This window comes from Methylobacterium sp. Leaf93, assembly GCF_001422345.1.
GTDB lineage: Bacteria > Pseudomonadota > Alphaproteobacteria > Rhizobiales > Beijerinckiaceae > Methylobacterium > Methylobacterium bullatum.
Genome location: NZ_LMMS01000012.1, coordinates 150,251 through 173,297 on the forward strand (window position 1 = coordinate 150,251; position 23,047 = coordinate 173,297).

The 23,047-nt window shown below is 67.7% G+C and carries 20 protein-coding genes; 16 read left to right on the forward strand and 4 right to left on the reverse strand.

The annotated features are described in order from the left end of the window. The first annotated feature begins 29 nt into the window (after positions 1 to 29). The 10 genes from poxB (at position 30) to ASF26_RS09370 (ending at position 12,483) form a co-directional block, all read left to right on the forward strand. The gene (gene poxB, locus ASF26_RS09325; RefSeq protein WP_056252550.1) at positions 30 to 1,790 is read left to right on the forward strand and encodes a ubiquinone-dependent pyruvate dehydrogenase; all 1,761 of its coding nucleotides are present in this window, start codon (positions 30 to 32) and stop codon (positions 1,788 to 1,790) included. A 93-nt stretch (positions 1,791 to 1,883) separates the two neighbouring features. After that, positions 1,884 to 2,627 carry a (Fe-S)-binding protein gene (locus tag ASF26_RS09330; RefSeq protein WP_056252553.1) on the forward strand — a complete coding sequence of 248 codons (744 nt, stop codon included), beginning with the start codon at positions 1,884 to 1,886 and terminating at the stop codon, positions 2,625 to 2,627. Further along, entirely contained in the window at positions 2,624 to 4,213 is a 1,590-nt protein-coding gene (locus ASF26_RS09335) for a lactate utilization protein B (protein WP_056252556.1), read from the forward strand. The genes ASF26_RS09330 and ASF26_RS09335 overlap by 4 nt, the downstream gene beginning before the upstream one ends. Positions 4,214 to 4,550: 337 nt before the next feature. After that, the gene (locus tag ASF26_RS09340; RefSeq protein ID WP_056252558.1) at positions 4,551 to 5,144 is read left to right on the forward strand and encodes an LUD domain-containing protein; all 594 of its coding nucleotides are present in this window, start codon (positions 4,551 to 4,553) and stop codon (positions 5,142 to 5,144) included. Between the two features lie 125 nt (positions 5,145 to 5,269). Further along, positions 5,270 to 6,130, forward strand: coding sequence for a transglutaminase family protein (locus ASF26_RS09345; RefSeq protein ID WP_056144572.1), 861 nt, complete (start codon positions 5,270 to 5,272; stop codon positions 6,128 to 6,130). A 256-nt stretch (positions 6,131 to 6,386) separates the two neighbouring features. Then, positions 6,387 to 7,142 carry a hypothetical protein gene (locus ASF26_RS09350; protein ID WP_056252560.1) on the forward strand — a complete coding sequence of 252 codons (756 nt, stop codon included), beginning with the start codon at positions 6,387 to 6,389 and terminating at the stop codon, positions 7,140 to 7,142. A 69-nt stretch (positions 7,143 to 7,211) separates the two neighbouring features. Beyond that, a complete protein-coding gene (locus ASF26_RS09355; RefSeq protein ID WP_056252563.1) occupies positions 7,212 to 8,612 on the forward strand; it encodes an ethanolamine ammonia-lyase subunit EutB in 1,401 nt (466 codons plus the stop codon). After that, the gene (gene eutC, locus ASF26_RS09360; protein WP_056252566.1) at positions 8,609 to 9,433 is read left to right on the forward strand and encodes an ethanolamine ammonia-lyase subunit EutC; all 825 of its coding nucleotides are present in this window, start codon (positions 8,609 to 8,611) and stop codon (positions 9,431 to 9,433) included. Before ASF26_RS09355 ends, eutC begins: the two co-directional genes overlap by 4 nt. Before the next feature lie 433 nt (positions 9,434 to 9,866). Continuing rightward, positions 9,867 to 11,597 carry a dihydroxy-acid dehydratase gene (gene ilvD / locus ASF26_RS09365; RefSeq protein ID WP_018042980.1) on the forward strand — a complete coding sequence of 577 codons (1,731 nt, stop codon included), beginning with the start codon at positions 9,867 to 9,869 and terminating at the stop codon, positions 11,595 to 11,597. Beyond that, entirely contained in the window at positions 11,584 to 12,483 is a 900-nt protein-coding gene (locus tag ASF26_RS09370; protein ID WP_056252569.1) for a tetratricopeptide repeat protein, read from the forward strand. The genes ilvD and ASF26_RS09370 overlap by 14 nt, the downstream gene beginning before the upstream one ends. A gap of 141 nt (positions 12,484 to 12,624) precedes the next feature. Here ASF26_RS09370 and ASF26_RS09375 read toward each other — a convergent pair whose 3' ends face one another. The 4 genes from ASF26_RS09375 to xth form a co-directional block, all read right to left on the reverse strand. Then, a complete protein-coding gene (locus tag ASF26_RS09375) occupies positions 12,625 to 13,248 on the reverse strand; it encodes a glutathione S-transferase family protein (protein ID WP_056158854.1) in 624 nt (207 codons plus the stop codon). Positions 13,249 to 13,312: 64 nt separating this feature from the next. Beyond that, a complete protein-coding gene (locus ASF26_RS09380) occupies positions 13,313 to 13,939 on the reverse strand; it encodes a class I SAM-dependent methyltransferase (RefSeq protein WP_056252573.1) in 627 nt (208 codons plus the stop codon). A gap of 26 nt (positions 13,940 to 13,965) precedes the next feature. Further along, positions 13,966 to 15,213, reverse strand: a complete 1,248-nt coding sequence (locus ASF26_RS09385; RefSeq protein WP_056252576.1) for a DUF3419 family protein — start codon at positions 15,211 to 15,213, stop codon at positions 13,966 to 13,968. 161 nt (positions 15,214 to 15,374) lie between these two features. After that, positions 15,375 to 16,175, reverse strand: a complete 801-nt coding sequence (gene xth, locus ASF26_RS09390) for an exodeoxyribonuclease III (protein ID WP_056252578.1) — start codon at positions 16,173 to 16,175, stop codon at positions 15,375 to 15,377. Positions 16,176 to 16,261: 86 nt separating this feature from the next. On the opposite strand from xth, the gene ASF26_RS09395 reads away from it, so the two are divergent. The 6 genes from ASF26_RS09395 (at position 16,262) to ASF26_RS09420 (ending at position 22,896) form a co-directional block, all read left to right on the forward strand. Next, a complete protein-coding gene (locus tag ASF26_RS09395) occupies positions 16,262 to 16,984 on the forward strand; it encodes a ceramidase domain-containing protein (protein ID WP_056252580.1) in 723 nt (240 codons plus the stop codon). A 205-nt stretch (positions 16,985 to 17,189) separates the two neighbouring features. Next, complete coding sequence (locus tag ASF26_RS09400; protein ID WP_056252584.1) at positions 17,190 to 18,512, forward strand: homoserine dehydrogenase; 1,323 nt, start codon at positions 17,190 to 17,192, stop codon at positions 18,510 to 18,512. Between the two features lie 48 nt (positions 18,513 to 18,560). Next, positions 18,561 to 19,556, forward strand: a complete 996-nt coding sequence (glpX, locus tag ASF26_RS09405) for a class II fructose-bisphosphatase (RefSeq protein WP_056252586.1) — start codon at positions 18,561 to 18,563, stop codon at positions 19,554 to 19,556. Positions 19,557 to 19,561: 5 nt separating this feature from the next. After that, positions 19,562 to 20,017, forward strand: coding sequence for a GNAT family N-acetyltransferase (locus ASF26_RS09410; protein ID WP_056252589.1), 456 nt, complete (start codon positions 19,562 to 19,564; stop codon positions 20,015 to 20,017). 180 nt (positions 20,018 to 20,197) lie between these two features. After that, a complete protein-coding gene (locus ASF26_RS21975) occupies positions 20,198 to 20,389 on the forward strand; it encodes a type II toxin-antitoxin system ParD family antitoxin (protein ID WP_082477570.1) in 192 nt (63 codons plus the stop codon). Next, a complete protein-coding gene (locus tag ASF26_RS09420) occupies positions 20,389 to 22,896 on the forward strand; it encodes a PAS domain-containing protein (RefSeq protein ID WP_056253302.1) in 2,508 nt (835 codons plus the stop codon). The genes ASF26_RS21975 and ASF26_RS09420 overlap by 1 nt, the downstream gene beginning before the upstream one ends. The last annotated feature ends 151 nt before the right edge of the window (positions 22,897 to 23,047 follow it).

A 23,047-nucleotide genomic window follows, 5' to 3' on the forward strand; every position in this document is an offset into this window, starting at 1 on the left:
GTTCGGCTTGTGAAGCAGGAGCGTGAGCCATGAAAATCGACATCGTCGCGGATCTCGTCGTCGAAACCTTGCAGCAGGTGGGCGTGCGGCGGATCTACGGTGTCGTCGGCGACAGTCTCAACGCCATCACCGAGTCGATCCGGGCGCGGGGCGTCATCGACTGGGTGCATGTGCGCCACGAAGAGGTCGGAGCCTTCGCGGCGGGCGCGGAAAGCCAGATCACGGGAGAGCTGGCGGTCTGCGCCGGTTCCTGCGGCCCCGGCCATGTCCATCTCGTCAACGGGCTGTTCGATTGCCACAGGACCCGGACGCCGGTCCTGGCCATCGCCGCGCATATTCCCTCGGCCGAGATCGGCTCAGGCTACTTCCAGGAGACGGACCCGAAGGCCCTGTTCGCGCAGTGCAGCCATTACTGCGAAACCGTGTCCGATCCGTCGCAGCTGCCCTTCGTCCTCGAGAACGCCATCCGCGCCGCGGTGGGAGAGCGCGGTGTTGCCGTGGTGATCATCCCCGGCGACGTGGCGTTGAAGGATGCGCCGGCCCGCGCCATCGCGCCCAATGCCGGCCTGCTGCCGGCAAAGCCCACGATCCGCCCCGCCGATGCCGAGCTCAACGCGCTCGCCGAACTTCTCGATGGGTCGTCGAAGATCACGCTGCTCTGCGGCCGGGGTTGCGCCGGCGCCCATGCCGAGCTGCTGCAGCTCGCCGAGGCCCTGAAGAGCCCCATCGTCCATGCCCTCGGCGGCAAGGAATATGTGGAATACGACAACCCCTACGATGTCGGCATGACCGGCCTCATCGGCTTCTCGTCCGGCTACGCGGCGATGCGCGACTGCGACACGCTGCTGATGCTGGGCACCGATTTTCCCTACAAGCAGTTCTACCCGGCCCACGCCAAGGTGGCGCAGATCGATCTGCGGCCGAACCAGCTCGGCCGGCGCACGAAGCTCGATCTCGGCCTGGTCGGCGACGTGCGCGACACGATCGCGGCGCTCCTACCGAAGCTCGGCGTCAAGTCCGACCGGGCCTGGCTTGATGCCAGCCTGAAGCACTACGCCAAGGCCCGCGAAGACCTCGACGATCTCGCCACCGGCGCGCCCACGAAGGGCTGGTTCGGCCTGAAATCGGCCAAGTCCCCGATCCATCCGCAATACCTCACCAAGCTCGTCAGCGAGGCGGCGGCGGACGACGCCGTCTTCACGGCGGATGTCGGCACACCGACGATCTGGGCCGCACGCTACCTGAAGATGAACGGCAAGCGCCGTCTTCTCGGTTCTTGGGTCCATGGGTCGATGGCCAACGCCATGGCGCAGGGCATCGGCGCGCAGGCGGCCTGTCCCGGCAGACAGGTGGTGTCTCTCTCGGGCGACGGCGGGTTCACCATGCTGATGGGCGACCTGCTCACCCTGCGGCAGGAGAAGCTGCCGCTCAAGGTCGTGATCTACAACAACGGCTCCCTCGGCTTCGTCGAGATGGAGATGAAGGCCGCTGGCTATCTGGAGACCGGTGTCGCCCTCGAGAATCCGGACTTCGCCGCCATGGCGCGAGCCGTCGGTCTCCACGCGGTGCGGGTGGAGGATCCGGTTGAACTAGAGGGCGCGGTCCGGGATGTGCTCGCCCATGACGGCCCTGCGGTGCTCGACGTGGTGGTCAACCGCCAGGAACTCTCGATCCCCCCGAAGATCGACGGACAGCAGGTGAAGGGGTTCAGCCTCTACGTGCTGCGTGCGGTGATGAGCGGTCGAGGAGATTCGGTTCTCGATCTCGCCAAGACCAACATCATCCGGTAGACCACGCTCCATCTTTGAACGTATCCAAACTGAACGGTGATGCGGCCTCCGGGTTGAACGGCGGCCGCATCCCAGGAGAGAAGACCGGTTTCCATGCGCATCGGACTGTTCGTGCCGTGCTACGTCGATGCTTTCGAGCCTGAAGTCGGCATCGCGACGCTGGAACTACTGGAACGCTTCGGCCTCGACGTGGCCTATCCTTTCGATCAGACCTGCTGCGGCCAGCCGATGACCAATACCGGTTGCCATGCAGAGGCTGCGGCGACGGAAGCGCTCTTCGTTAGGAACTTCGCCTCGTTCGATTACATCGTCGCCCCGTCCGGCTCGTGCGTGCATCAGGTGCGCGAGCATCTCACAGCGATCCCGCAGACGGACGAGGTGAAGGACGTGCGGGGCAAGACCTTCGAACTGGTGGAGTTTCTCCACGACGTGCTGAAGGTCGACGCCTTTCCCTGGGCCGAATTCCCGCACAAGGTCGGCTACCATTCGAACTGCAACGCCCTGCGCGGCATCCACCACGCACGGCCCTCGGAGCTCAACAAGCCGGCCTATTCGAAGCCTCTGGACCTCCTGGCCAAGGTAAAGGGGATCGAGATCGTCACACCGGCACGGCCGGACGAATGCTGCGGCTTCGGCGGCACGTTCAGCGTGTTCGAGCCGGCCGTGTCGGCCAAGATGGGCTACGACAAGGTCAGCGACCACAGCCGCGCCGGGGCCGAATACGTCGTCTCGTCCGACTCGTCCTGCATGATGCACCAGAAGGGCTGCGCCGCCCGGATCGGCGTGCCGCTCAAGTTCATCCACATCGCCCGCATCCTCAACGGAGCCACGGCATGAGCGCGCAAGAGAAGAGTGGCCCCCGCGACCGCCTGCTCCATCCGGACGTCGCCAAGGCCGGCGACGAGAGCGAGCGCGGCCAGGATGGGCGCCGCCTCGACCATGCCGAAGCGACCACGAGGCCGATGGGCGCGGAGCCCAAGGCGAAGGCGGTGCGCGAAGCGCAACCGCGCGGCGCAAAAATCCGCGGCAATCGGCCGATCGATCAGGCCGAGGCTGCCGAGCGCTTCCTCGCTGCCCCGCTTCACCAGAAGGCCCATGACGAACGCCTGTGGGACCTGCGCAAGAAGCGCGACACGGCGGCCTTCGGTATTCCGGAATGGGAGGAGCTGCGCGACCTCGCCTCGCGGATCAAGGCGCACACCCTGTCGAATCTCGACCGGTATCTCGAGGAGTTCGAGGCGAATGCGAAGGCCAACGGCGTCCATGTCCACTGGGCGGCGGACGGGGCCGAGCACAACCGCATCGTCCATGGCATCCTGAAGGATCACGGCGCCAAGTCGCTGATCAAGTCGAAGTCGATGCTCACCGAAGAATGCGGCTTTCGGCACTACATGGCCGGCACGGGCATCGACGTGATCGAGACCGATCTCGGCGAGCGCATCCAGCAGCTCGACAACGAGGAGCCGAGCCACGTGGTGGTGCCGGCGGTGCACAAGACCCGGTTCGACGTGGCCGCCGTCTTCGCCAAGACCATGGGCACCGACCCGGAGAATGACGACGCCCATTACCTGGCCGAGAGCCAGCGCATGCATACGCGGCCGCTCATCCTCGAGGCGGATGCTGGCATGACCGGCTGCAACTTCGCCATTGCCGAGACCGGCACGGTGGTGACCTGCACCAACGAGGGCAATGCCGATCTCTCGGGCAACGTGCCGAAGCTTCAGATTCACTCCATCGGCATCGAGAAGCTGATCCCGCGCATCGAGCATCTGGGCGTGTTCCTGCGCCTGCTCGCGCGCTCGGCTCTCGGCTCGCCCATCACCCAGTACACTTCGCATTTTCGCGCCCCCCGCAAGGGCAGCGAGATGCACTACGTGCTGGTCGACAACGGCCGCTCCGAGCGGCTCGGCATGGAGGAGTTCTGGACCTCCCTCAAATGCATACGCTGCGGCGCCTGCATGAACACCTGCCCGGTCTACCGGCGCAGCGGCGGCCTTTCCTACGGCGCGACCTATTCCGGCCCGATCGGCCTCATCATCGACCCGACCTTCAACAAGCGGAAATACTCGACCCTGCCATTCTCCTCGACCATGAACGGCAGTTGCACCAATGTCTGCCCGGTGAAGATCAACATTCACGAGCAGATCTTCGCCTGGCGCAAGGTCCTGGCGGAGGAGCACCAGATCCCGCTGCTGAAGCAGGGCATGATGAAGGCGGCCGGGCAGGTGCTGAGCCGGCCCGCCACCTACCGCGCCGCTATCGGTGCCGCCGATTCCGCCCTCAGGGCACTGCCGCGCTTTGCGGTCTACAATCCGCTCAACACCTGGGGGAAGGGCCGCGAAATGCCCGACAGCCCCCGCCAGAGCTTCCACAGCTGGTACAAGCAGAACCGGATGGACAAGAAGCCGGAGACGGACGCGTGAGCGGGTCGAACATCATGCCCCACGGCTCGCTCCGGCCAGCGCGCATGCCCTCTCCCCGCCCGGCGGCGACTGGATTCACCCATCGGCTCGTACGCCGTTCGCTCTATCCGAGAGGGGTCGACAAGAGGCGTGGCGTGCTCCCTCTCCTGGAAGGAGAAGGCCGGGGTGAGGTGTGGTCCATCTCCGGAGAATTCATACACCTCACCCTGTCCCTCTCCTTCCAGGAGAGGGGACCCGCGCTGCCCGCGAAATGTGTGAACAAACTAGCCCGGCAAGCGGGGAGAGGAACGTGCACAGCCTCGGCTCGGCGGGATCATGGACGTTGGAAAGTCGTCCGATGAGCGCCCGCGACGACACCCTGGCCCGCATCCGCAAGAACCGCCCCGCCGGCGACCATCCCCTGCCGGCGGTCCCGGATTTCGCGCCGTTGGTCGGCGACGATCTCGTGGCGGAGTTCGGGGAGCGGCTGAAGCGCATGGGCGGGCGCATCGCGGCACCGGTTCCGGGCGAGGACCCCTTCGCCGCCGTGCGCGAGCGGCTTGACGACAGCGCGGTGATCGCCTCGGCGGTGCCGGAGATCGTCGGTAACCGCGATCTCTCCCGCGTGGCCTTGCCCGCCAATCTCGCCGATGTCGACGTCGCTGTCGTCCGCGCCGTGTTCGGCGTGGCCGAGACCGGGTCCGTGCTGTTCACGCAGGACGAGCTGCGGGTGAACGCGGTGGCGTATCTCGCCCAGCACCTCGTCGTGCTGCTCGATCCCGCCGACATCCTGGTCAACGTCCAGGCGGCCTATCGCCGGCCGGATTTCGGCCGCGCGGCCTATGCCGTGCTCCATACCGGGCCGTCGGCCACCGCCGATATCGAAGGTGTACTGATCCACGGCGCGCAGGGCGTGCGCTCGCTCACCGTGATCCTGCTTCCCCGCACCTGACGAGAACGGCGCGATAGCAAGCAGCGGGCGGCGAGGAGCGAAATCCGGCCTTTCCCGGAGGATCCCCACCGCCACGACGGGCGTAGTCCTTGCTAGGACATCCCCCAACGGAGGAAGGAACGTCCATGCGCTACACGCTCGGTTGCAGTCTGTCTTATAACATACTCTCGGACACGACCTTCATCTTCAATATCGAAGTGGCTCGTCTGAAGAGTCTCGAGATTCTGAGCGAGACGCTGACGCTCAAGCCGGACCTGAAGCGGGAAATCTACATCTCGCCCGACCTGCAGAACCGCTATCTCGGCGTGAACGTCCCCGCCGGCCAGTTCTCCCTTGAGTACAACGCCGAGGTCGAACTCACCGTCCACCGGGCCGATCCGGCCACGATCAACGAGACGCCGATCTCGCAGCTTCCCCTCGACATCCTTCCCTTCCTGCTGCCGAGCCGCTTCGTCTCCTCCGACCGGCTCACGCCCTTCGCGCAGGCCGAGTTCGGGGCGCACCCGAAGGGACATCAGCGCGTCAACGCGATCTGCAACTGGATCCACGATCACCTGACCTACCAGCCCGGCACCAGCGACGGGGAGACCACCGCCGACGAGAGCCTGCTCAAGCGCGCCGGCGTGTGCCGCGACTTCGCTCATATCGGCACAGCCTTCTGCCGGGCCCTGGGCATCCCGGCCCGCTTCGTGAGCTGCTATGCCCACGGGCTCGTGCCGAGCGATTTCCACGCGGTGTTCGAGGCCTATCTCGACGGTCGCTGGTGGCTGTTCGATGCCACCCGTCAGGCCGATCTCGACGGGCTGGTGCGCATCGGCGTCGGCCGGGATGCGGCCGAGATCGCGTTCTCGACGCCCTACGGCAACATGCAGCCGGTCAACCAGCAGATCCGCATCGCCCGCTCCGACGGCCTCGGCAGCCCGCCCCAGCGCACGGTGGACGCGATCTCGACGGAATTGCCCGCGCCGCATGCGGGCGCGGCCTGAACGACAGGATCACAGGATGACGGCATCCTGTGATCCGCGTCCGGTTCATCTGGAAGGAGGCACGCGCGATATTCGGCTGGGATGTCATGTGGGGGCGACATCGAGCCGACACATCCCGCCGGACGCTAAGCCTTGCCCCCTTCTGTGGCTGATACTGAATTAAAGGGGATCACCCTCGCTTTTTTCAGTCGAACGCTGGTTCGGCCGTCTATAGATCGGTTTTTTCCATGCGCACGACGGTAGGGAACGAGGCACGATGGCAGCCCCTCTTCAGACGCGCGGATCCACATCCGCGGCCTACCGCGATGCGTTTCGCGCGGTCACTTCCCTGTGGCGCGAGACGGGGCTCGTCGCCCTCGCCATGATCGTTCAGTCGCTCCTCACCGCCCGTATGAGCGGTTCGAAAAACTCGAGCGGATCACTGACGGCCGCTCTCATCGAGATCGCTGTCACCATCCTCCTCGTCCCTTACACGATGGCGATCTATCGTCATGTCCTCGGCTTGCGGCCGGAGAGCGCCCAGACCCTGCTGAACGAGGCGATGCGGCGGAAGGATCTTATCGCCTATCACCTCGGATGGTTTCTCATCGGCATCCTGTGGGCGCGGGTGGCGATCCTTCCCATGGCTGCGCTCGGTCTCTTGATGATTCCCGCTTTCGTCCTCACCATCTGGCTGACAAGCCGTCTCTTCACCGTCGGACCCACCCTCGCGATCGAGGGGTTGGAGGTCACGCCGCAGGCCGCGTTTCGGGCCACGGCCGGTCAGGTCTGGACCATCTTCTACATCGGCTTTCGCGTGGCCCTACCGCTCGTAGCGCTCGCGCTCCTTCTAGGCATTCTGGTCTTCGCCTCCAGCGATCAGCCAGCGGGTAGGGCAGGGACGCCGCCCTCGATCCTCACGGAAATTCTGATTCTCCCGTTCTCCCTGTTCGGCCTCGTCCTTCGCGCCGTCCTCGAGGCGCAGATCTTTCGGGAGCTCGGTCTTTTCAGCCCAAGACGAGAGGTGGAATAACCACCCTGCCGGGTGGCTCGATTTTCGCGACGCATGGTTTTCGCGACGGCGATGCAGGAGCATTGAGACATGACCTATCGCCACATCGTCGGCCCCAAGACCCACGTCTTCGCGGATCTCGCGACGCTGATGGCCAAGGCGACCCCTCTGAGATCCGGCGACCGGCTCGCCGGCATCGCGGCGGAATCGGCGGAGGAGGGGATGGCGGCGCGCTGGTGCCTGTCCGAGGTGCCGCTGGCGGAGATCCTGGCCAAACCCCTCATTCCCTACGAGGAGGACGACGTCACCCGCCTCATCCTCGACACGCACGATGCGCTGGCCTTCAAGGAGATCGCCCATCTCACCGTCGGCGATTTCCGCGAGTTCCTGATCAAGGCGTCCTCCGAGACGCTGACCCAGATCTCGCCCGGCATCACGCCGGAGATCGCCGCCGCCGTCTCGAAGATCATGCGCCATCAGGACCTGATCCTGGTGGCCCGCAAATGCCGGGTGGTGACGAAGTTCCGCAACACGATCGGCCTGCCCGGCCGGCTCTCCGTCCGCCTCCAGCCCAACCACCCCACCGACGATGCCGCCGGCATCACCGCCGCCATCGTCGACGGGCTGTCCTATGGCTGCGGCGATGCGGTGATCGGCCTCAACCCGGCCTCCGATTCGGTCTCCACCCTGAGCGGCCTGCTCCACCTCTTCGACGACCTGATCCAGCGCCTCGCGATCCCGACGCAGGGCTGTATCCTCACCCATGTCACCACCACCCTGGAGGCGATGAACCGGGGCCTGCCGGTGGATCTCGTGTTCCAGTCCATCGCGGGCACGCAGAAGGCCAATGCCAGTTTCGGCGTCACCCTGCCCATCCTGAAGGAGGCGCACGAGGCGGCGCTCGCCCTCAAACGCGGCACGGTGGGCGACAACTGCATGTATTTCGAGACCGGGCAGGGCTCGGCGCTCTCGGCCAATGCCCATCACGGCATCGACCAGCAAACCCTGGAGGCACGCGCCTACGCCGTCGCGCGCCCGTTCCGGCCGCTCCTCGTCAATACGGTGGTCGGCTTCATCGGGCCGGAATATCTCTATGACGGGCGGGAGATCATCCGGGCCGGGCTCGAGGACCATTTCTGCGGCAAGCTCATGGGCATGCCGCTCGGCTGCGACGTTTGCTACACCAACCATGCCGAAGCCGACCAGAACGACATGGACACGCTCCTGACCCTGCTGGGAGCGGCCGGCTGCACCTTCGTCATGGGCATTCCCGGCGCCGACGACGTGATGCTCAACTACCAATCCACCTCGTTCCACGACTCACTCTACGTGCGCGAGGTGCTCGGCCTGAAACGCGCGCCGGAATTCGAGGCGTGGCTCGAACAGATCGGCCTCACCGACGCGGACGGAGCTTTGCTGCCCGAGGGGCCGAGCGCACGCCTCATCGCGGCGGCTCCCGGCTTGTCCGCCCAAAAGGGGATTGCCGCATGAGCGCCGACGACCGGACCAAGGGCGACGACGCTATGGACCCCTGGGCCAGATTGAGCCGCCTGACGCCGGCGCGGATCGGACTCGGGCGCGCCGGCACCGGCATGCCCACCATCGAGGTGCTGCGCTTCGGCCTCGCCCATGCCCAGGCGCGAGATGCCGTCCACACGCCGATGGATGCCGCAGAGGTCGCCTCCGGGATCGAGGCACTCGGCTATCCCACCCTCATCCTCGCCTCGGCGGCGCCGGACCGCGCCACCTACCTGCGTCGCCCCGACCTCGGCCGCACGCTCGGCGAGGAGAGTGCGACGATCCTGGCCGAGAAACCTGTTGAGCCGGTGGACCTCGCCATCGTCGTGGCGGACGGTCTCTCGGCAAGGGCGGTGCACGAGGGTGCGGCCGGTTTCCTCGCCGCCTTCAAGCCGCATATCGACAAGGCCGGATGGACGCTGACTCCCATCGTGGTGGCGACGCAGGGGCGCGTTGCCCTCGGCGACGGGATCGGTGCCGCGCTGAAGGCCCGCGCCGTCGCCGTGCTCATCGGCGAGCGTCCCGGCCTGTCCTCGCCCGACAGCCTTGGCATCTACCTGACCCTCGACCCGCGCGTCGGGCGTTCGGATGCCGAACGCAACTGCATCTCGAACGTCCGCCCGGCCGGGCTCTCGCACGACCTCGCCGCGTTCAAGCTCGACTGGCTCCTGCGAGAGGCTTTCGTGCGTGGGATCACCGGCGTGAACCTCAAGGACGGCAGCGGGCCGGACCTGGAGCCGCCGCCGCGTCAGCAGGCGCTGGACGACGGAACCGATATCACGCCCCAGACCTGACGGGGCCTCGGCCGCGAGGGGCGGACGAGGCAGAGACCCACGGGGTGCGGAATTATTCCTTTTGCCGGAGCGCGCCGACATTCCGGCGTTTCTGCCGGGGTTTCTGATCGACGCGCAGCGTCAGTTCGAGCGCCCATCCCGCGCGGACGCCCTCATGCGCCGTTCCCTCCTGGGCGAAGCGTGGCTGTGGCGGGGTCGCAACACCGCGAAAGCATCCCGACTTCGCCTTGGGACACGCCCTCATTCGCCGCGATCCCGCCATAAACCGGGACCACCTCAACATCCGCGGTAAACGACAGTTTCCCCAACACTTTACCGCTGAATTCCGAGACTGCGTTTCACGGTGTCGAACGACGCTTCACCGGCGTCGCGTGCCATCGCGTAGAGAGCCGGGCTTCACCCGAAGCGCCTGAGACCGGGGCCGAGAGAGACGATGGACGTGCGTACCACAGACAAGTCGAAGCTTCCGAGCCGCCACGTCACGGAGGGCCCCGAGCGGGCGCCGCACCGTTCGTATCTCTATGCCATGGGTCTCACCAAGGAACAGATTCACCAGCCGCTGGTAGGCGTTGCGTCCTGCTGGAACGAGGCCGCCCCCTGCAACATCTCGCTGATGCGCCAGGCGCAGGCGGTGAAGAAGGGTGTCGCCGCCGCTAACGGAACGCCGCGCGAGTTCTGCACCATCACCGTCACCGACGGCATCGCCATGGGCCATGCCGGCATGCGCGCCTCGCTGCCGTCCCGCGAGGTCATCGCCGACTCGGTCGAGTTGACCATGCGCGGCCATGCCTACGACGCCCTCGTCGGCCTCGCCGGCTGCGATAAGTCCCTGCCGGGCATGATGATGGCCATGGTGCGCCTAAACGTGCCGTCGATCTTTATCTATGGCGGCTCGATCCTGCCCGGCTCGTTCCGGGGCAAGCCCGTGACGGTGCAGGACCTGTTCGAGGCGGTGGGCAAGCACGCCGTGGGCGACATGAGCCTCGACGATCTCGACGAGCTGGAACAGGTCGCCTGCCCCTCGGCCGGCGCCTGCGGCGCGCAGTTCACCGCCAACACCATGGCCACCGTCTCCGAGGCCATCGGCCTCGCGCTTCCCTATTCGGCCGGTGCCCCGGCCCCTTACGAGATCCGCGACAGATTCTGCATGACCGCGGGCGAGAAGGTGATGGAGCTCATCGCCAAGAACATCCGCCCGCGCGATATCGTCACCCGCAAGAGCCTCGAGAACGCCGCTGCCGCCGTGGCGGCATCCGGCGGCTCCACCAACGCGGCCCTGCACCTGCCGGCCATCGCGCATGAATGCGGCATCAAGTTCGACCTGTTCGACGTGGCCGAGATCTTCAAGCGCACGCCCTACATCGCCGACCTGAAGCCGGGCGGACGCTACGTCGCCAAGGACATGTTCGAGGTCGGCGGTATCCCGCTCCTGATCAAGACGCTCCTCGACCACGGCTTCATCCACGGCGACTGCATGACCGTGACCGGCCGCACCATCGCCGAGAACATGGAGCATGTCGCCTGGAACCCGGACCAGGACGTGGTCCGGCCCGCGAACGCGCCCATCACCGTTACCGGCGGTGTCGTCGGCCTGCGCGGCAACCTCGCGCCCCAGGGCGCCATCGTGAAGGTCGCCGGCATGTCGGAGGACAAGCAGGTCTTCACCGGCCCGGCCCGCGTGTTCGACGGCGAGGAGGCCTGTTTCGAGGCGGTCCAGAAGCGCACCTACAAGGAGGGCGAGGTTCTCGTCATCCGCTACGAAGGCCCGAAGGGCGGCCCCGGCATGCGCGAGATGCTCTCGACCACCGCCGCGCTCTACGGCCAGGGCATGGGCGACAAGGTCGCCCTCATCACCGACGGGCGCTTCTCCGGCGCGACCCGCGGCTTCTGCGTCGGCCATGTGGGTCCCGAGGCTGCCATCGGCGGGCCGATCGGCCTGATCCGCGATGGCGACATGATCACCCTCGACGCGATCAAGGGCACGCTCGACGTGGCCGTGACCGACGAGGAATTCGCCAAGCGGCGGGCGGAATGGACGCCGCGGACTAACACCGCGACCTCCGGCTATCTCTGGAAATACATGCAGACCGTCGGTCCCGCGGTGGACGGCGCCGTCACCCATCCCGGGGGCGCCGAGGAGATTCAAACCTATGCGGATGTCTAGGACTGACCTTCGCCGGCCCGCGCGGCCGGCAGGGGCCGATCCCGGTCGCGCCGCACGTCGGGTGAGGCGGATGGGAGCGGCCCTCGCGCTGCTCCTCGTCGGCGCTACCCCGGCGCTGGCGCTTGATCCCGCCGCGCGCACACCTGTGCCCGCGACGGGCGGTTACCGCACGGCGCGCGAAGCCTTGCGCTCGGGCGTTCGCGACTACAATGCCGGGGACAAGGAAGGGGCCGCCCGCGCCCTCGAATACGCCGCAGGCCAGGGCCACGCCCTTGCCCTGTGGAAGCTCGGCCGGATGTATGCCGAGGGCGACGGCGTGCCCCATGACGACCTGAAGGCCTTCGAGTTCTTCTCGCGCATCGCCGACGACAACACCGACGACGGGCCGGACACCCAGAATTCGGGCGTGGTCGCCAGCGCCTTCACGGCGCTCGGCACGTATTTCCTCGACGGGATCAAGGGCACCTACGTGCGCCCGAACCCGGAGCGGGCCTACGACATGTTCAACTACGCGGCGTCGTATTTCGGCGACCCGAACGCCCAGTACAATCTCGCGCGGCTCTACCTCGAAGGGACCGGCGTGGATGCCGACCCGCGTCAGGCGGCGCGCTGGTTCAACCTCGCGGCCGAAAAGGGCCATGCTCCGGCCCAGGCCTTGCTGGGTGACCTCTTGGTCAACGGGCAGGGCGTTCCGGCCCAGCGTGCCCGTGGCCTGATGTGGCTGTCGCTGGCGCGGGAATCGGCGCAGGGGCGCAAGGACGACTGGATCGTCACCCTGTCCGACAAGGCCTGGGCCACCGCCTCCGAAGAAGAGAAGGCCCAGGCTCAGGCCCAGGCCCTCCAGGCTCAGTCGCAGGTCACCGGATCGTCCCGGCGCCGTCGCTAGAGTTGCGCCCGACCACGTCGGGTCGGGGCACATCTCTGGGCTTTTGTTTTGCCGCGCTCTTTTTCGTCGAACCGGCATCCACTTCGGCGCAGAGCGCTCTATGCGATCTGGGAAGGAAGCAACAGCCGGCTCCCGGCTGGCTCAGTTGGTCGGCGCCGCGATCGCCGTGACGAAGGACGGACGCGAGAGCGTCGCGTCGATGTAAGCGGCGAGCTTCGGCCAGCGGCTCGCATCGACGGGCTCCTTGGCGAGCCGGAGGTTGTGGAAGGTCGTGGCGACCGCGATGTCGGCGATGCTGAAGGCGCCGCCCACGAGGTAGGGGCCGTCGATCTGGCTCTCCAGGTAATCGTAGAGCTTCGGGAACTCGTCCGTCACCGCCTTCACCGCCACGGCCTCGTCGCCGGGCTTGCCCATCAGGACGGGCTTCACCACGCGCTCGGCGAAGGGCTTGATCAGCACCGGAAACAGCTCGGTATCGCCGAACTTGTCGAACCAGACGGCGCGTGCCCGCTCCTTCGGCGCCTGCGGCCACAGGGCCGGATTCGGATGCTTAGCCTCGATATAAGCGGAGATCGCCGAGGAATCCGCCAGCCGAAAGCCGTCATCCTCGATCGCCGGGATCTTGCCGAGCGGGCTGCAAGCCTGGAACGACTCGTCCGGGGCGTGGAAGAAGACGGGCTTGTGCTCGAAGGCGACGTCCTTCTCGGCCAGCGTGACGAGAATCTTGCGGACGAAGGGCGAATAGCTCGTGCCATAGAGAATCATGCGGAGAAACAACCTGTTGTGGCGAGAAGAGAGGCTGGCCGAGTGGCTCATGCCGTCCGACGACTCAGATAGGGCCGCGATCCCGTTCGATCACCCCATGCATGGCGTAACCGCGAAACCGCTGCACGATCCGGGCACGCCGCCGCAACGGCTGCGCGACCTCGCCGAGGGCGTCGGCGAGCCCCTGCCGCGGAGTGACGTCGAAACCCGCGAGCCATCGGTTGAGCAGCCACCTCGCCGGCCGGGGCAGTCCCGCCTGATCGCCGAAATCCACCACGTGCAGCGCGCCGCTGGGGCCGAGGTGACCGGCGGACTCGGCGAGGACGGCGCGCCATGGCGGGATCATGGAGAGAGCGTAAGAGATGACGATCCTGTCGAACTCGGCCTCCCCGAACAGGGCGGCGGGGTCGAAGGCCGTGGCATCGCCACGGGCGAGGCGGATGCGGTGGGCGAGGCCCGCGCGGGCGGTGGCGCGGCCAGCCGTATCGAGCATCTCGGACGAGACGTCGAGGCCGAAGCAGCGGGCATCCGGGTAGGTCCGCGCAATGCGCACGAGGTTGCGCCCGGTGCCGCAGCCGATCTCCAGCACGCTGCCCCCGGCGGGCGGGCGGAGATCCGCGATCATGCCGTCGCGGCCGAGGAGGTAGAACTTCCGGCTCGCATCGTAGATGTGCCGCTGGTGCCGGTACATCCGGTCCATCAGCCGCGCCGCCTCGCTCACGACGAGGCCAGCCGGTAAAGGTGGAACGCCCCGTAGATCGACGACCGGTCCTGCTCGCCGAAGCGGCGGCTCTCCTCCTCGGCATAATCCCACGCGCCGAGGATGGAATCCGGCACCCGGCCGGGCAGCCGGCGCTCGTCCGCCGCCGTCCTGAAGATCACGCGGGCGCCGGGCCGGGCCGCGCGGGTGATCTGGGTCCACAGGTCGGTGAGGTCGGCATCCGTCATCCAGTCCTGCGCATCGAGGAGGATCACGGCATCGACGCTGGCGGCCGGGCTCTCCCGCAGGAATTCGGTCATCGATTGCTGGCGGAAGCTGAGGCGGTCGGCGCGCTCGCGCAGGGCCGCGTGGTTCCCGGCCTGAAGATAGGGCGGTAGAGATGCGTCGGGCGCGGTGTCGTAGGCGCGGCCGAAGGCCTGCCAGGCGAAGTAGTTGGACCGGATCGGGAAGCCGCAGGCGAGACGCTCCAGGCGATGGCGCAAGACGGCCGCCATCCCGCCGGGCCCATCGCCCGCAAGGGCCACGTATTGCGCGGGCGGGATGCCGAGGCCGTAGAGCGAGGCCGGCTGGCGGATGAGCCAGCGGATGAAGGCCTTTTCGAAGAGCGGGGCCAGTTCGGCCTCGAAGATCGTCCGCTGTTCGGCGAGGTCCCTCGCCATCAGCACGGCGCCGAGGTCGCAGCCGTAGCGGCGGGCGAGCCAATGGCCCGCACCGATGAAGCGGCCGAGCAGGCCGTAGCGGTAGAAGCCCTGCTCGAAGGCCGAGATGCGGCGGCGCCCGTCGAGGCGCCGCGCCTCCCAATAGGCGCGGGACGTCGCGTCGAGATGCGGGCGGATGGTCCGGTCATAGGCGGCGACGTTCTCGGGCCGGGCAGGGCGGCCGAAGAAGCCGAAGAAGGCGTCATGATCGGGCAGGTGCCGGAGGGCGGCGAGCTTGAGCTTCCCCAGGGCCACATGGGCGCCGTTGAGATCGACGGCGCTGATCCGGCCGGGATTGGCGGTGAGGTAGGAGAGCGCGTTGCAGCCCCCCGAGGCGATGGTCACGACGTGGTCGTCCGGCCGCAGCCGGAGTGCGGCCATGTCGACCACGGGGTCTTCCCAGATCTGCGGATAGACCAGCCCGCTGAAGGCCGCCGTGAACAGGCGCTCCGACACGCCCGCCTTCGAGAAGGCCCGGTTGCGATGGACGGCCTGGGTGAGACCCAGATTCGTCTCGCGGCGGATGGCCCGTGCTGCGCGCGTCATGCGGGGTCTCGCGTCGCTGGTTGGCGTGATCGACGCCAGCGCCGTTACGGCATCCGCATGACCGCCCGGTGACGGAGGATCATTCATGGGCGGCCCCGGCCATGGGAAATCGCTTCGTCCCGCCGGTCCCGCCCGGCGCATTCATCCCATGCGGGCCTCGTTCAGCGCGATCGCAGCTCGATCGTCACCGGCACGTGGTCGGAGGGTTTTTCCAGGCCGCGCAGGTGCTTCTGCACGGAGGCCGACACCAGACGGTCGGCAGCCTGGGGCGAGAGCAGCAGGTGGTCGATGCGGATACCCTGGTTCCGCTGCCAGCAGCCGGCTTGGTAATCCCAGAACGTGTAGAGGCCGGGGGAGGGGTCGCAGGCGCGCACGGCCTCGGTGAACCCCTCCGCGAGGAGCGCGCGGAAGGCCACGCGGGTCTCGGGCAGGAACAGCGCGTCGTTCACCCAGGCGCTCGCATCCGCCGCATCCTCGGGCTCGGGAATCACGTTGTAGTCGCCCGCCAGCACCAGGGCCTCCTCGTCGGCCAGGAGCGCGCGCGCATGCAGCCGCAGCCGCTCCATGAAGCCGAGCTTGTATGTGTATTTCGGTCCCGGCGTCGGATTGCCGTTGGGCAGGTAGATCGAGGCCACGCGCACGGGCGCTACCTCAGCACCCCAAACCAGCGCCTCGATGTAGCGCGATTGCTCGTCGGTCTCGTCGCCGGGTAGGCCGCGGAGCACTGCATCACGATCGTAGGTGAGCGTTTCGCGCACCAGCAGCGCCACGCCGTTATAGGCCTTCTGCCCCAGGGTCTCGACGGCGTAGCCCGCCGCCTCGATCTCGGCGCGGGGAAAGCCCTCGTCCTGGCATTTCAGCTCCTGCAGGCAGACGACGTCGGGCTTAGCCTCGTCGAGGAAGCCGACGAGATGGCCGACCCGCTGCTTGATCGAATTGACGTTCCAGGTGGCGATCCGCATGGGCTCTGAGATCCGGTCGGAGAGGGCCGCCCGTCATCGGGCCTTCGTGCCGGACTGGCAAGGCGTGAGCACGGGAGGAACTTGAGATGTCCGACGGCTGGTTCACACCGATCCGTGCCTATTGCGAGCGCGGCGATGCGGGCTTCTGGGCCGAACCGCTGAACGCCGCCTCGAACGCCGCATTTCTCGTTGCCGCATTCCTGGCCTTCCGCCTCGCGGGCTCCGGTGCGCGGCGCGACCCGGCCGGGATGGCGCTCGCCGGGCTCGTCGCCATCGTCGGCATCGGCTCGTTCCTGTTCCACACCCTTGCCGTCCGCTGGGCGATGCTCGCCGACGTCATCCCCATCGCCCTCTTCATCTATGCCTACTTCTTCCTGGCCCTGCGGCGCCTCCTCGGACTCGCCATCGTGCCGGCAACCCTGGCGACGCTCGGCTTTGCCGCTTTCTCGGCCGGGCTGGAACCGGCCCTCGACGCGCTCACGGGCCAATCGGTCGACCGCTTGAGCAACGGCTCCATCGCCTACGCGCCCGCCATCCTGGCCCTCATCGGGGTCGCGGCCGGCCTGCTGATGCCGCAGACCTGTCCGCTCGGCCCGGCCCGGCGCCGCGCTGGCCTGTCGCTGCTGGCCATCGCCGCGTTGTTCGCCCTCTCTCTGACCTTCAGGACCCTGGACACCGCCCTGTGCCCGAGCCTTCCGATCGGCACCCACTTCCTCTGGCATGGCCTCAACGCCGCCGTCCTCTACGGCCTCATCGCCACCGCATGGCGCTTCAAGGCAGAGGGGGATGACCGGCGCCCCGCCCCCTGAGGAGGCTGGCTCCATCGGTCTCCAACATGCCCGCTCGAAGCCGCATCGCGAAGAACCACGGGCTTTCTTCCGCCACTGGGCTTTCTTGCACCACACGGGGATTCGTTGCAGAAGAGCCGGCCGTTCGAAGGAGCGGCGTCGCGCACAGGCTTGAACGACGCGTTACCCGCGCTCGGCCGAGCGAAGTCAGATACGGATCGCGTCCATGTCACAGAGCCTCCGCCTCGGCGTCGCCGGTCTCGGCACCGTCGGTGCTTCCGTCGTTCGGATGGTGGCTCGCCGCGCAGAAGCCATCGCCGCCGCCACGGGCCGCGAGGTGCGCGTCACCGCCGTCTCCTCCCGCGACAAGACCCGCGACCGCGGCCTCGATCTCGCCGGTGTGACCTGGTTCGACGATCCCGTCGCCCTTGCCTCCTCGGACGAAATCGATTGCGTGGTGGAGCTCATCGGAGGCTCGGAAGGCCCGGCCAAGGCCACGGTGGAAGCCGCTATCGCGGCAGGCAAGCACGTAGTCACCGCCAACAAGGCGTTGCTGGCTCATCACGGCGCGGCCCTGGCGAAAGCCGCCGAGGCGAAGGGCGTGACCCTCGCCTACGAGGCCTCCGTCGCCGGCGGCATCCCCGTCATCAAGGCCCTGCGCGAGGGGCTGACCGGCAATGCCGTGTCGCGCGTCTACGGAATCATGAACGGCACCTGCAACTACATCCTCACCCGGATGGAGCGGGAGGGTCTGACCTTCGAGGCCTGCCTCAAGGACGCGCAGGCTCTGGGCTATGCCGAGGCCGATCCGACCTTCGACGTCGAGGGCTTCGACACCGCCCACAAGCTCGCCATCCTGGTCAGCCTCGCCTTCGGCGTGGAGATCGACGCCGAAGGGGTCTCTGTAGAGGGCATTTCCGCGATCCAGCCGCTCGATCTGACCATGGCCGAGGAGCTCGGCTACCGGATCAAGCTGCTCGGCGTCGCGCAGGTGGCCGAAGGCGGCATCGAGCAGCGCGTCCACCCGACCATGGTGCCGAAATCCTCCGCCATCGCTCAAGTGATGGGCGTCACCAACGCCGTCACCATTGATGCGGACGCGGTGGGTGAACTCACCCTGATCGGCCCGGGCGCCGGCGGCGAGGCGACCGCCTCGGCGGTGGTGGCCGACATCGCCGACATCGCCGCCGGCGTCGCGCGCCCAACCTTCGGGCGCCCCGCCGCGAGCCTCGCGCCGTCGGAGCGGGTGGCGATGCAGCGACACGAGGGCGGCTACTACATCCGCCTCACCGTCCACGATCGGCCCGGCGTCGCGGCCGGTGTCGCCACGCGGATGGCCGAGCGCGACATCTCCATCGAGAGCATCCTGCAGCGCCGCTCGGAGAGCGCCGCCACCAAGGACCCGCATGGCCGCTCAGGCCAGCCGGTGCCCCTGGTGCTGATCACCTACGCCGCCACCGAAGGGACCATCCGCGCGGCGCTCGACGCCATCGCGGCGGACGGTCTCCTCGCCGAGGCGCCGCAATTGATCCGGATCGAACGCGAATAAGAAGGCCGCCCATCGCGGCCCAGACACCAGGTGAGGGACGGGACCAGGATGGCGGACGATATCGTCGGGGGAGTGGGACGTCCGGTGTCCCGCACCATGAGCCTCGAACTGGCGCGGGTGACCGAGCGCGCCGCCATCGCCGCCGCCCGCCTGCGCGGGCAGGGCCGGGAGAAGGAGGCCGACCAGGCCGCCGTCGATGCCATGCGGCGCGAGCTCAACCTCCTGCCCATCAACGGCACCGTCGTCATCGGCGAGGGCGAGCGCGACGAGGCGCCGATGCTCTATATCGGCGAGCAGCTCGGCACCGGCGCCGGCCCGAAGGTCGACATCGCCGTCGATCCCCTGGAGGGGACGACCCTCTGCGCCAAGGACATGCCCGGTGCCATCGCGGTGATGGCGCTCGCCGAGCACGGGTCGCTGCTGGCAGCGCCCGACGTCTACATGCAGAAGATCGCCATCGGCCCCGGCTATCCCCAGGGCCTCGTCGATCTCGACGCCAGCCCGGCCGACAACATCGCCGCGCTCGCCCGGCACAAGGGCTGCGACCCCTCCGAGATCACCGCGATCATCCTCGACCGGCCGCGCCACATGGCCCTCGTGGCGGCCGTGCGCGAGACCGGCGCAGGAATCCGCCTGATCTCGGACGGCGACATCGCCGGCATCATCCACACGACGAGCCCCGACGAGACCGGTGCCGACATCTATCTCGGCATCGGTGCGGCGCCCGAAGGCGTCATCGCGGCCGGCGTCCTGCGCTGCATCGGCGGCCACATGCAGGGCCGGCTGATCCTCGACAGCCACGATAAGCGCGAGCGCGCGGCCCGCATGGGAATCAGCGATCCGAACCGGAAGTACGAGCTCGCCGACATGGCGCGGGGCGACGTGATCGTAGCCGCCACCGGCGTCACCGACGGTGCACTCCTGCAGGGCGTGCGGTTCAAGTCCGGCATGATCGTGACCGAGACGGTCATCTACCGGTCCGCCACCGGTACGGTCCGCCGCATCGTCGGTGAACATCGCCGGCCCGAGCGTTTCGAGGCCTGAGCGCCGTGTCGGATCCGACGATCCGCCCGGTACGGCCCGACGAGCGCGAGGCCTGGGAGGGCTTGTGGTCAGGCTATCTCGACTTCTACCGGGCCGCGATCGGACCGGAGATACGCGACCTGACATGGTCGCGCCTGCACGACCCGCTGGTGCCGCTCCACGCCCTAGTGGCGGAAGCGGACGGCGAGACCGTCGGCCTCGTCCACTACCTCTTCCACGCCTCAGCCTGGACACGCGGCCCCTACTGCTACCTGCAGGACCTGTTCACGGCGCCTGCGGCACGGGGCAGGGGGGTCGCCCGCGCGCTCATCGAGGCCGTGACCGCGCAGGCCCGGCACGCCGGCGCCGACCGCGTCCACTGGCTGACGATGGAGGACAATACCCCGGCCCGCGCTCTCTATGACAGGCTCGCGGACCGGTCGGGCTTCATCCAGTACCGCCGGATCCTGGGTCCGGGCTGAGCGCACGACTTGGGTGGCCGGCATCCGACATGCGGACCCCGCCCCGATTCTCAAAATCGAGAGGATGTCAGCCTGTCCGCTTTCGGACCGGGGGCGTCGCCAACGGTTCGAGCGGATGCCCGGGGGAGCTCAGGGCTGCCAACTTTTGACAGCTCCTGGGGCCTATGCCACCGTCCAGCCATGTCGAATACGCCTACCCGCAACATCGCCCTGACCCATGAGTTGGAAAGCTACATCAAGGGCCAGGTCGCGAGTGGGCATTATGCGAATGCCAGCGAGGTCGTCCGCGCCGGTCTCCGCCTTTTGATCGAGCGTGACCACAAGGTGCCTCGCTCCCGCGGCCATGGCTCCGCTAGAGCGGCGGACAGATGATGACCACCTCAATCGCCGCTCCGTCCGCCCCGCACGACTTCCAGGCGGATATTATTGCGGTCGAGGGCATCGCCGCGGTTCCGACCATCCTGAACGTCGTCTGTCGGACGACAGGCATGGGCTTTGCCGCCATCGCCAGGGTGACGGACGACCGCTGGGTCGCCTGCAGCGTCATGGACGACATCGCCTTCGGTCTGGCGCCGGGCGGCGAGTTGCCGGTCGCCACCACGATCTGCGACGCAATCCGCTCGTCCGGGACGGGCGTGGTCATCGACCACGTGTCCGAGGACCCGGCCTTCCAGGCGCATCCGACCCCGGAAATGTATGGCTTCCAGAGCTACATTTCGATGCCGATCAACCTGCCGGACGGCAGCTTTTTCGGCACGCTCTGCGCCATCGACCCTCGTCCGGCCCGGCTGAACACGCCGGAGATCGTCGGCATGTTCAGGATGTTCGCCGACCTCATCGGCTTCCATCTCGACGCGCACAGGCGCCTTGCCGACCGGGAGGCGCTCCGGCGCAGCGACGCCTTCGTGAGAGGCATCCTCAGGGCGAGCCCGGATTGCGTGAAGGTGCTCTCCGCCGACGGCACGCTGGAATTCATGAGTGCGCGGGGACTCGAACTGAGCCAGATCGGATCGCTCCAGGACGTGGTCGGGCAGGAATATGCCGGACTCTGGCCGGAAGGCGAGCGCACAAAGCTCCGCGACGCCGTCCGGCGGGCGACCGCCGGAGAAGTCTCACGCATCGAGGGGCAGGCCCAGACCGCCAGGGGCGACCTCCGCTGGTGGGAGGTGAGCTTCGCGCCCTTTCAGCCCGACGAGGGCGGTGCCCTCAAGCTCGTGGGCATCTCCCGCGACATCACTGAGCGCTACCTGGCGGAGAGTGCCCGGCAGGCCGGAGCGGATGCCCTACAGGCCCTGAACGACGACCTGGAGCGGCAGGTCGCGGAGCGGACGGCGGAGCTTCGCCTCTCGCGCGACATCCTCCAATCCAGCGCCGCGCCCATCTGCGCCTTCGATACCGCGTACCGGCTCATCGCCTTCAACCAGGCCCATAGCGACGAGTTCTTCCGCATCTTCGCCCACCGCGTGCAGCTCGGCGAAGTGTTCCCCGACCTCTTCCCGCCGGACCAGGCCCCGGTCATGCGCAGCCTGATGGAGCGCGCCCTCCAGGGCGAGACGTTCACCGTCACCGAAGAGTTCGGCGACCCCGATCTGGCCAAGCCCTATTGGGAGGTATCCTACTCGCCCTTGCGCGACGAGGGAGGACGCATCGTCGGGGCGTTCCACTACGCCAAGGACATCTCGGAGCGGCTACGCGCCGAAACCGCACTCGCCGATACCCAGGAGGCGTTGCGGCAATCGCAGAAGATGGAGGCCGTCGGGCAGCTGACCGGGGGCGTGGCGCACGATTTCAACAACCTCCTGACCATCATCCGCTCCTCCGTCGATTTCCTGCGCCGGCCGGAGCTGCCCGAGGAGCGCAAGCGGCGCTACCTGGATGCGGTCTCGGACACGGTCGACCGCGCCGCGAAGCTGACCGGGCAGCTCCTCGCCTTCGCCCGTCGCCAGGCCCTCAAGCCCGAAGTCTTCGAGGTCGGCGAGCGCCTGCGCGCCGTCTCCGAGATGATCGACACCGTGACGGGGGCCCGCATCCGCCTGACGGTGGAAACGCCCGACGAGCCCTGCTTCGTGAAGGCGGATCTGAGCCAGTTCGAGACCGCCCTCGTCAACATGGCGGTGAATGCCCGTGATGCGATGGACGGGGAGGGGGCCCTGACCCTGACTCTGGTTCGCCGAGGAAAGCTGCCGCCCATCCGTGGGCATGCGGTCGCTCTGGGAGCCTTCGCGGCGATCTCCCTCACCGATTCGGGCACGGGAATCGCGCCGGAACAATTGGGCCGCATCTTCGAGCCGTTCTTCACCACCAAGGAGGTGGGGAAGGGAACCGGCCTCGGCCTCAGCCAGGTGTTCGGTTTCGCCAAGCAGTCCGGCGGCGATGTCGACGTATCGACCAAGCTCGGGCACGGCACGACGTTCACGCTCTACCTGCCCGAGATCGTGATCGAGCAAAACGGCGCGGACCGGGAGATGCTTCAACCGGAGCCGGGCTCGCCGATGGGGGCGGGCCAGCGCATCCTGGTCGTCGAGGACAATATCGAGGTCGGCCGCTTCGCCACGCAGATCCTGGAAGATCTCGGTTACCGGACCACCTGGTCCGTTAACGCCGAGGAAGCTCTGGAGAAGCTCGGCACGGACGGCAACGGATACGATGCGGTGTTCTCGGACGTGGTGATGCCGGGCATCGGCGGCATCGCCCTGGCCGAGCGATTGCGCGAGCATCTGCCGAGCCTGCCGGTGCTTCTCGCGTCCGGGTACAGCCACGTCCTGGCGCAGGATGGCGCGGAGGGCTTCGAGCTCCTGCACAAGCCATACTCGGCCGAACAGCTCGGGCGCATTCTGAGCCGACTGACCATGAAGCGGACGACCCGGCTCGTCGGCTGATCGACGGGGTGTTTCGTCCGTCACCGGCGGCTCCGACGCAGCGATGGATCGTCGCGAGGTCGGACGAGACCAGACGGCCCGGATCCATCTGGACGACGGCGCGAGCGTCGCCGATGCAGCGACGCCCTTCGTGAAGCCGCGGCGTGACCTA

Bases quoted from the DNA above. Each gene is read 5' to 3' on its own strand.
- ASF26_RS09375 (WP_056158854.1), bottom strand. From the start codon at position 13,248: ATGATTCTCTATGGCACGAGCTATTCGCCCTTCGTCCGCAAGATTCTC.
- xth (WP_056252578.1), bottom strand. From the start codon at position 16,175: ATGCGGATCGCCACCTGGAACGTCAATTCGATCAAGCAGCGGGTCGGC.
- ASF26_RS09400 (WP_056252584.1), top strand. From the start codon at position 17,190: ATGTCACAGAGCCTCCGCCTCGGCGTCGCCGGTCTCGGCACCGTCGGT.
- ASF26_RS09340 (WP_056252558.1), top strand. From the start codon at position 4,551: ATGAGCGCCCGCGACGACACCCTGGCCCGCATCCGCAAGAACCGCCCC.
- ASF26_RS09345 (WP_056144572.1), top strand. From the start codon at position 5,270: ATGCGCTACACGCTCGGTTGCAGTCTGTCTTATAACATACTCTCGGAC.
- poxB (WP_056252550.1), top strand. From the start codon at position 30: ATGAAAATCGACATCGTCGCGGATCTCGTCGTCGAAACCTTGCAGCAG.
- ASF26_RS09385 (WP_056252576.1), bottom strand. From the start codon at position 15,213: ATGACGCGCGCAGCACGGGCCATCCGCCGCGAGACGAATCTGGGTCTC.
- ASF26_RS21975 (WP_082477570.1), top strand. From the start codon at position 20,198: ATGTCGAATACGCCTACCCGCAACATCGCCCTGACCCATGAGTTGGAA.
- ASF26_RS09395 (WP_056252580.1), top strand. From the start codon at position 16,262: ATGTCCGACGGCTGGTTCACACCGATCCGTGCCTATTGCGAGCGCGGC.
- ASF26_RS09350 (WP_056252560.1), top strand. From the start codon at position 6,387: ATGGCAGCCCCTCTTCAGACGCGCGGATCCACATCCGCGGCCTACCGC.
- ASF26_RS09355 (WP_056252563.1), top strand. From the start codon at position 7,212: ATGACCTATCGCCACATCGTCGGCCCCAAGACCCACGTCTTCGCGGAT.
- ASF26_RS09380 (WP_056252573.1), bottom strand. From the start codon at position 13,939: ATGTACCGGCACCAGCGGCACATCTACGATGCGAGCCGGAAGTTCTAC.
- ASF26_RS09420 (WP_056253302.1), top strand. From the start codon at position 20,389: ATGACCACCTCAATCGCCGCTCCGTCCGCCCCGCACGACTTCCAGGCG.
- ilvD (WP_018042980.1), top strand. From the start codon at position 9,867: ATGGACGTGCGTACCACAGACAAGTCGAAGCTTCCGAGCCGCCACGTC.
- ASF26_RS09370 (WP_056252569.1), top strand. From the start codon at position 11,584: ATGCGGATGTCTAGGACTGACCTTCGCCGGCCCGCGCGGCCGGCAGGG.
- eutC (WP_056252566.1), top strand. From the start codon at position 8,609: ATGAGCGCCGACGACCGGACCAAGGGCGACGACGCTATGGACCCCTGG.
- ASF26_RS09335 (WP_056252556.1), top strand. From the start codon at position 2,624: ATGAGCGCGCAAGAGAAGAGTGGCCCCCGCGACCGCCTGCTCCATCCG.
- ASF26_RS09330 (WP_056252553.1), top strand. From the start codon at position 1,884: ATGCGCATCGGACTGTTCGTGCCGTGCTACGTCGATGCTTTCGAGCCT.
- glpX (WP_056252586.1), top strand. From the start codon at position 18,561: ATGGCGGACGATATCGTCGGGGGAGTGGGACGTCCGGTGTCCCGCACC.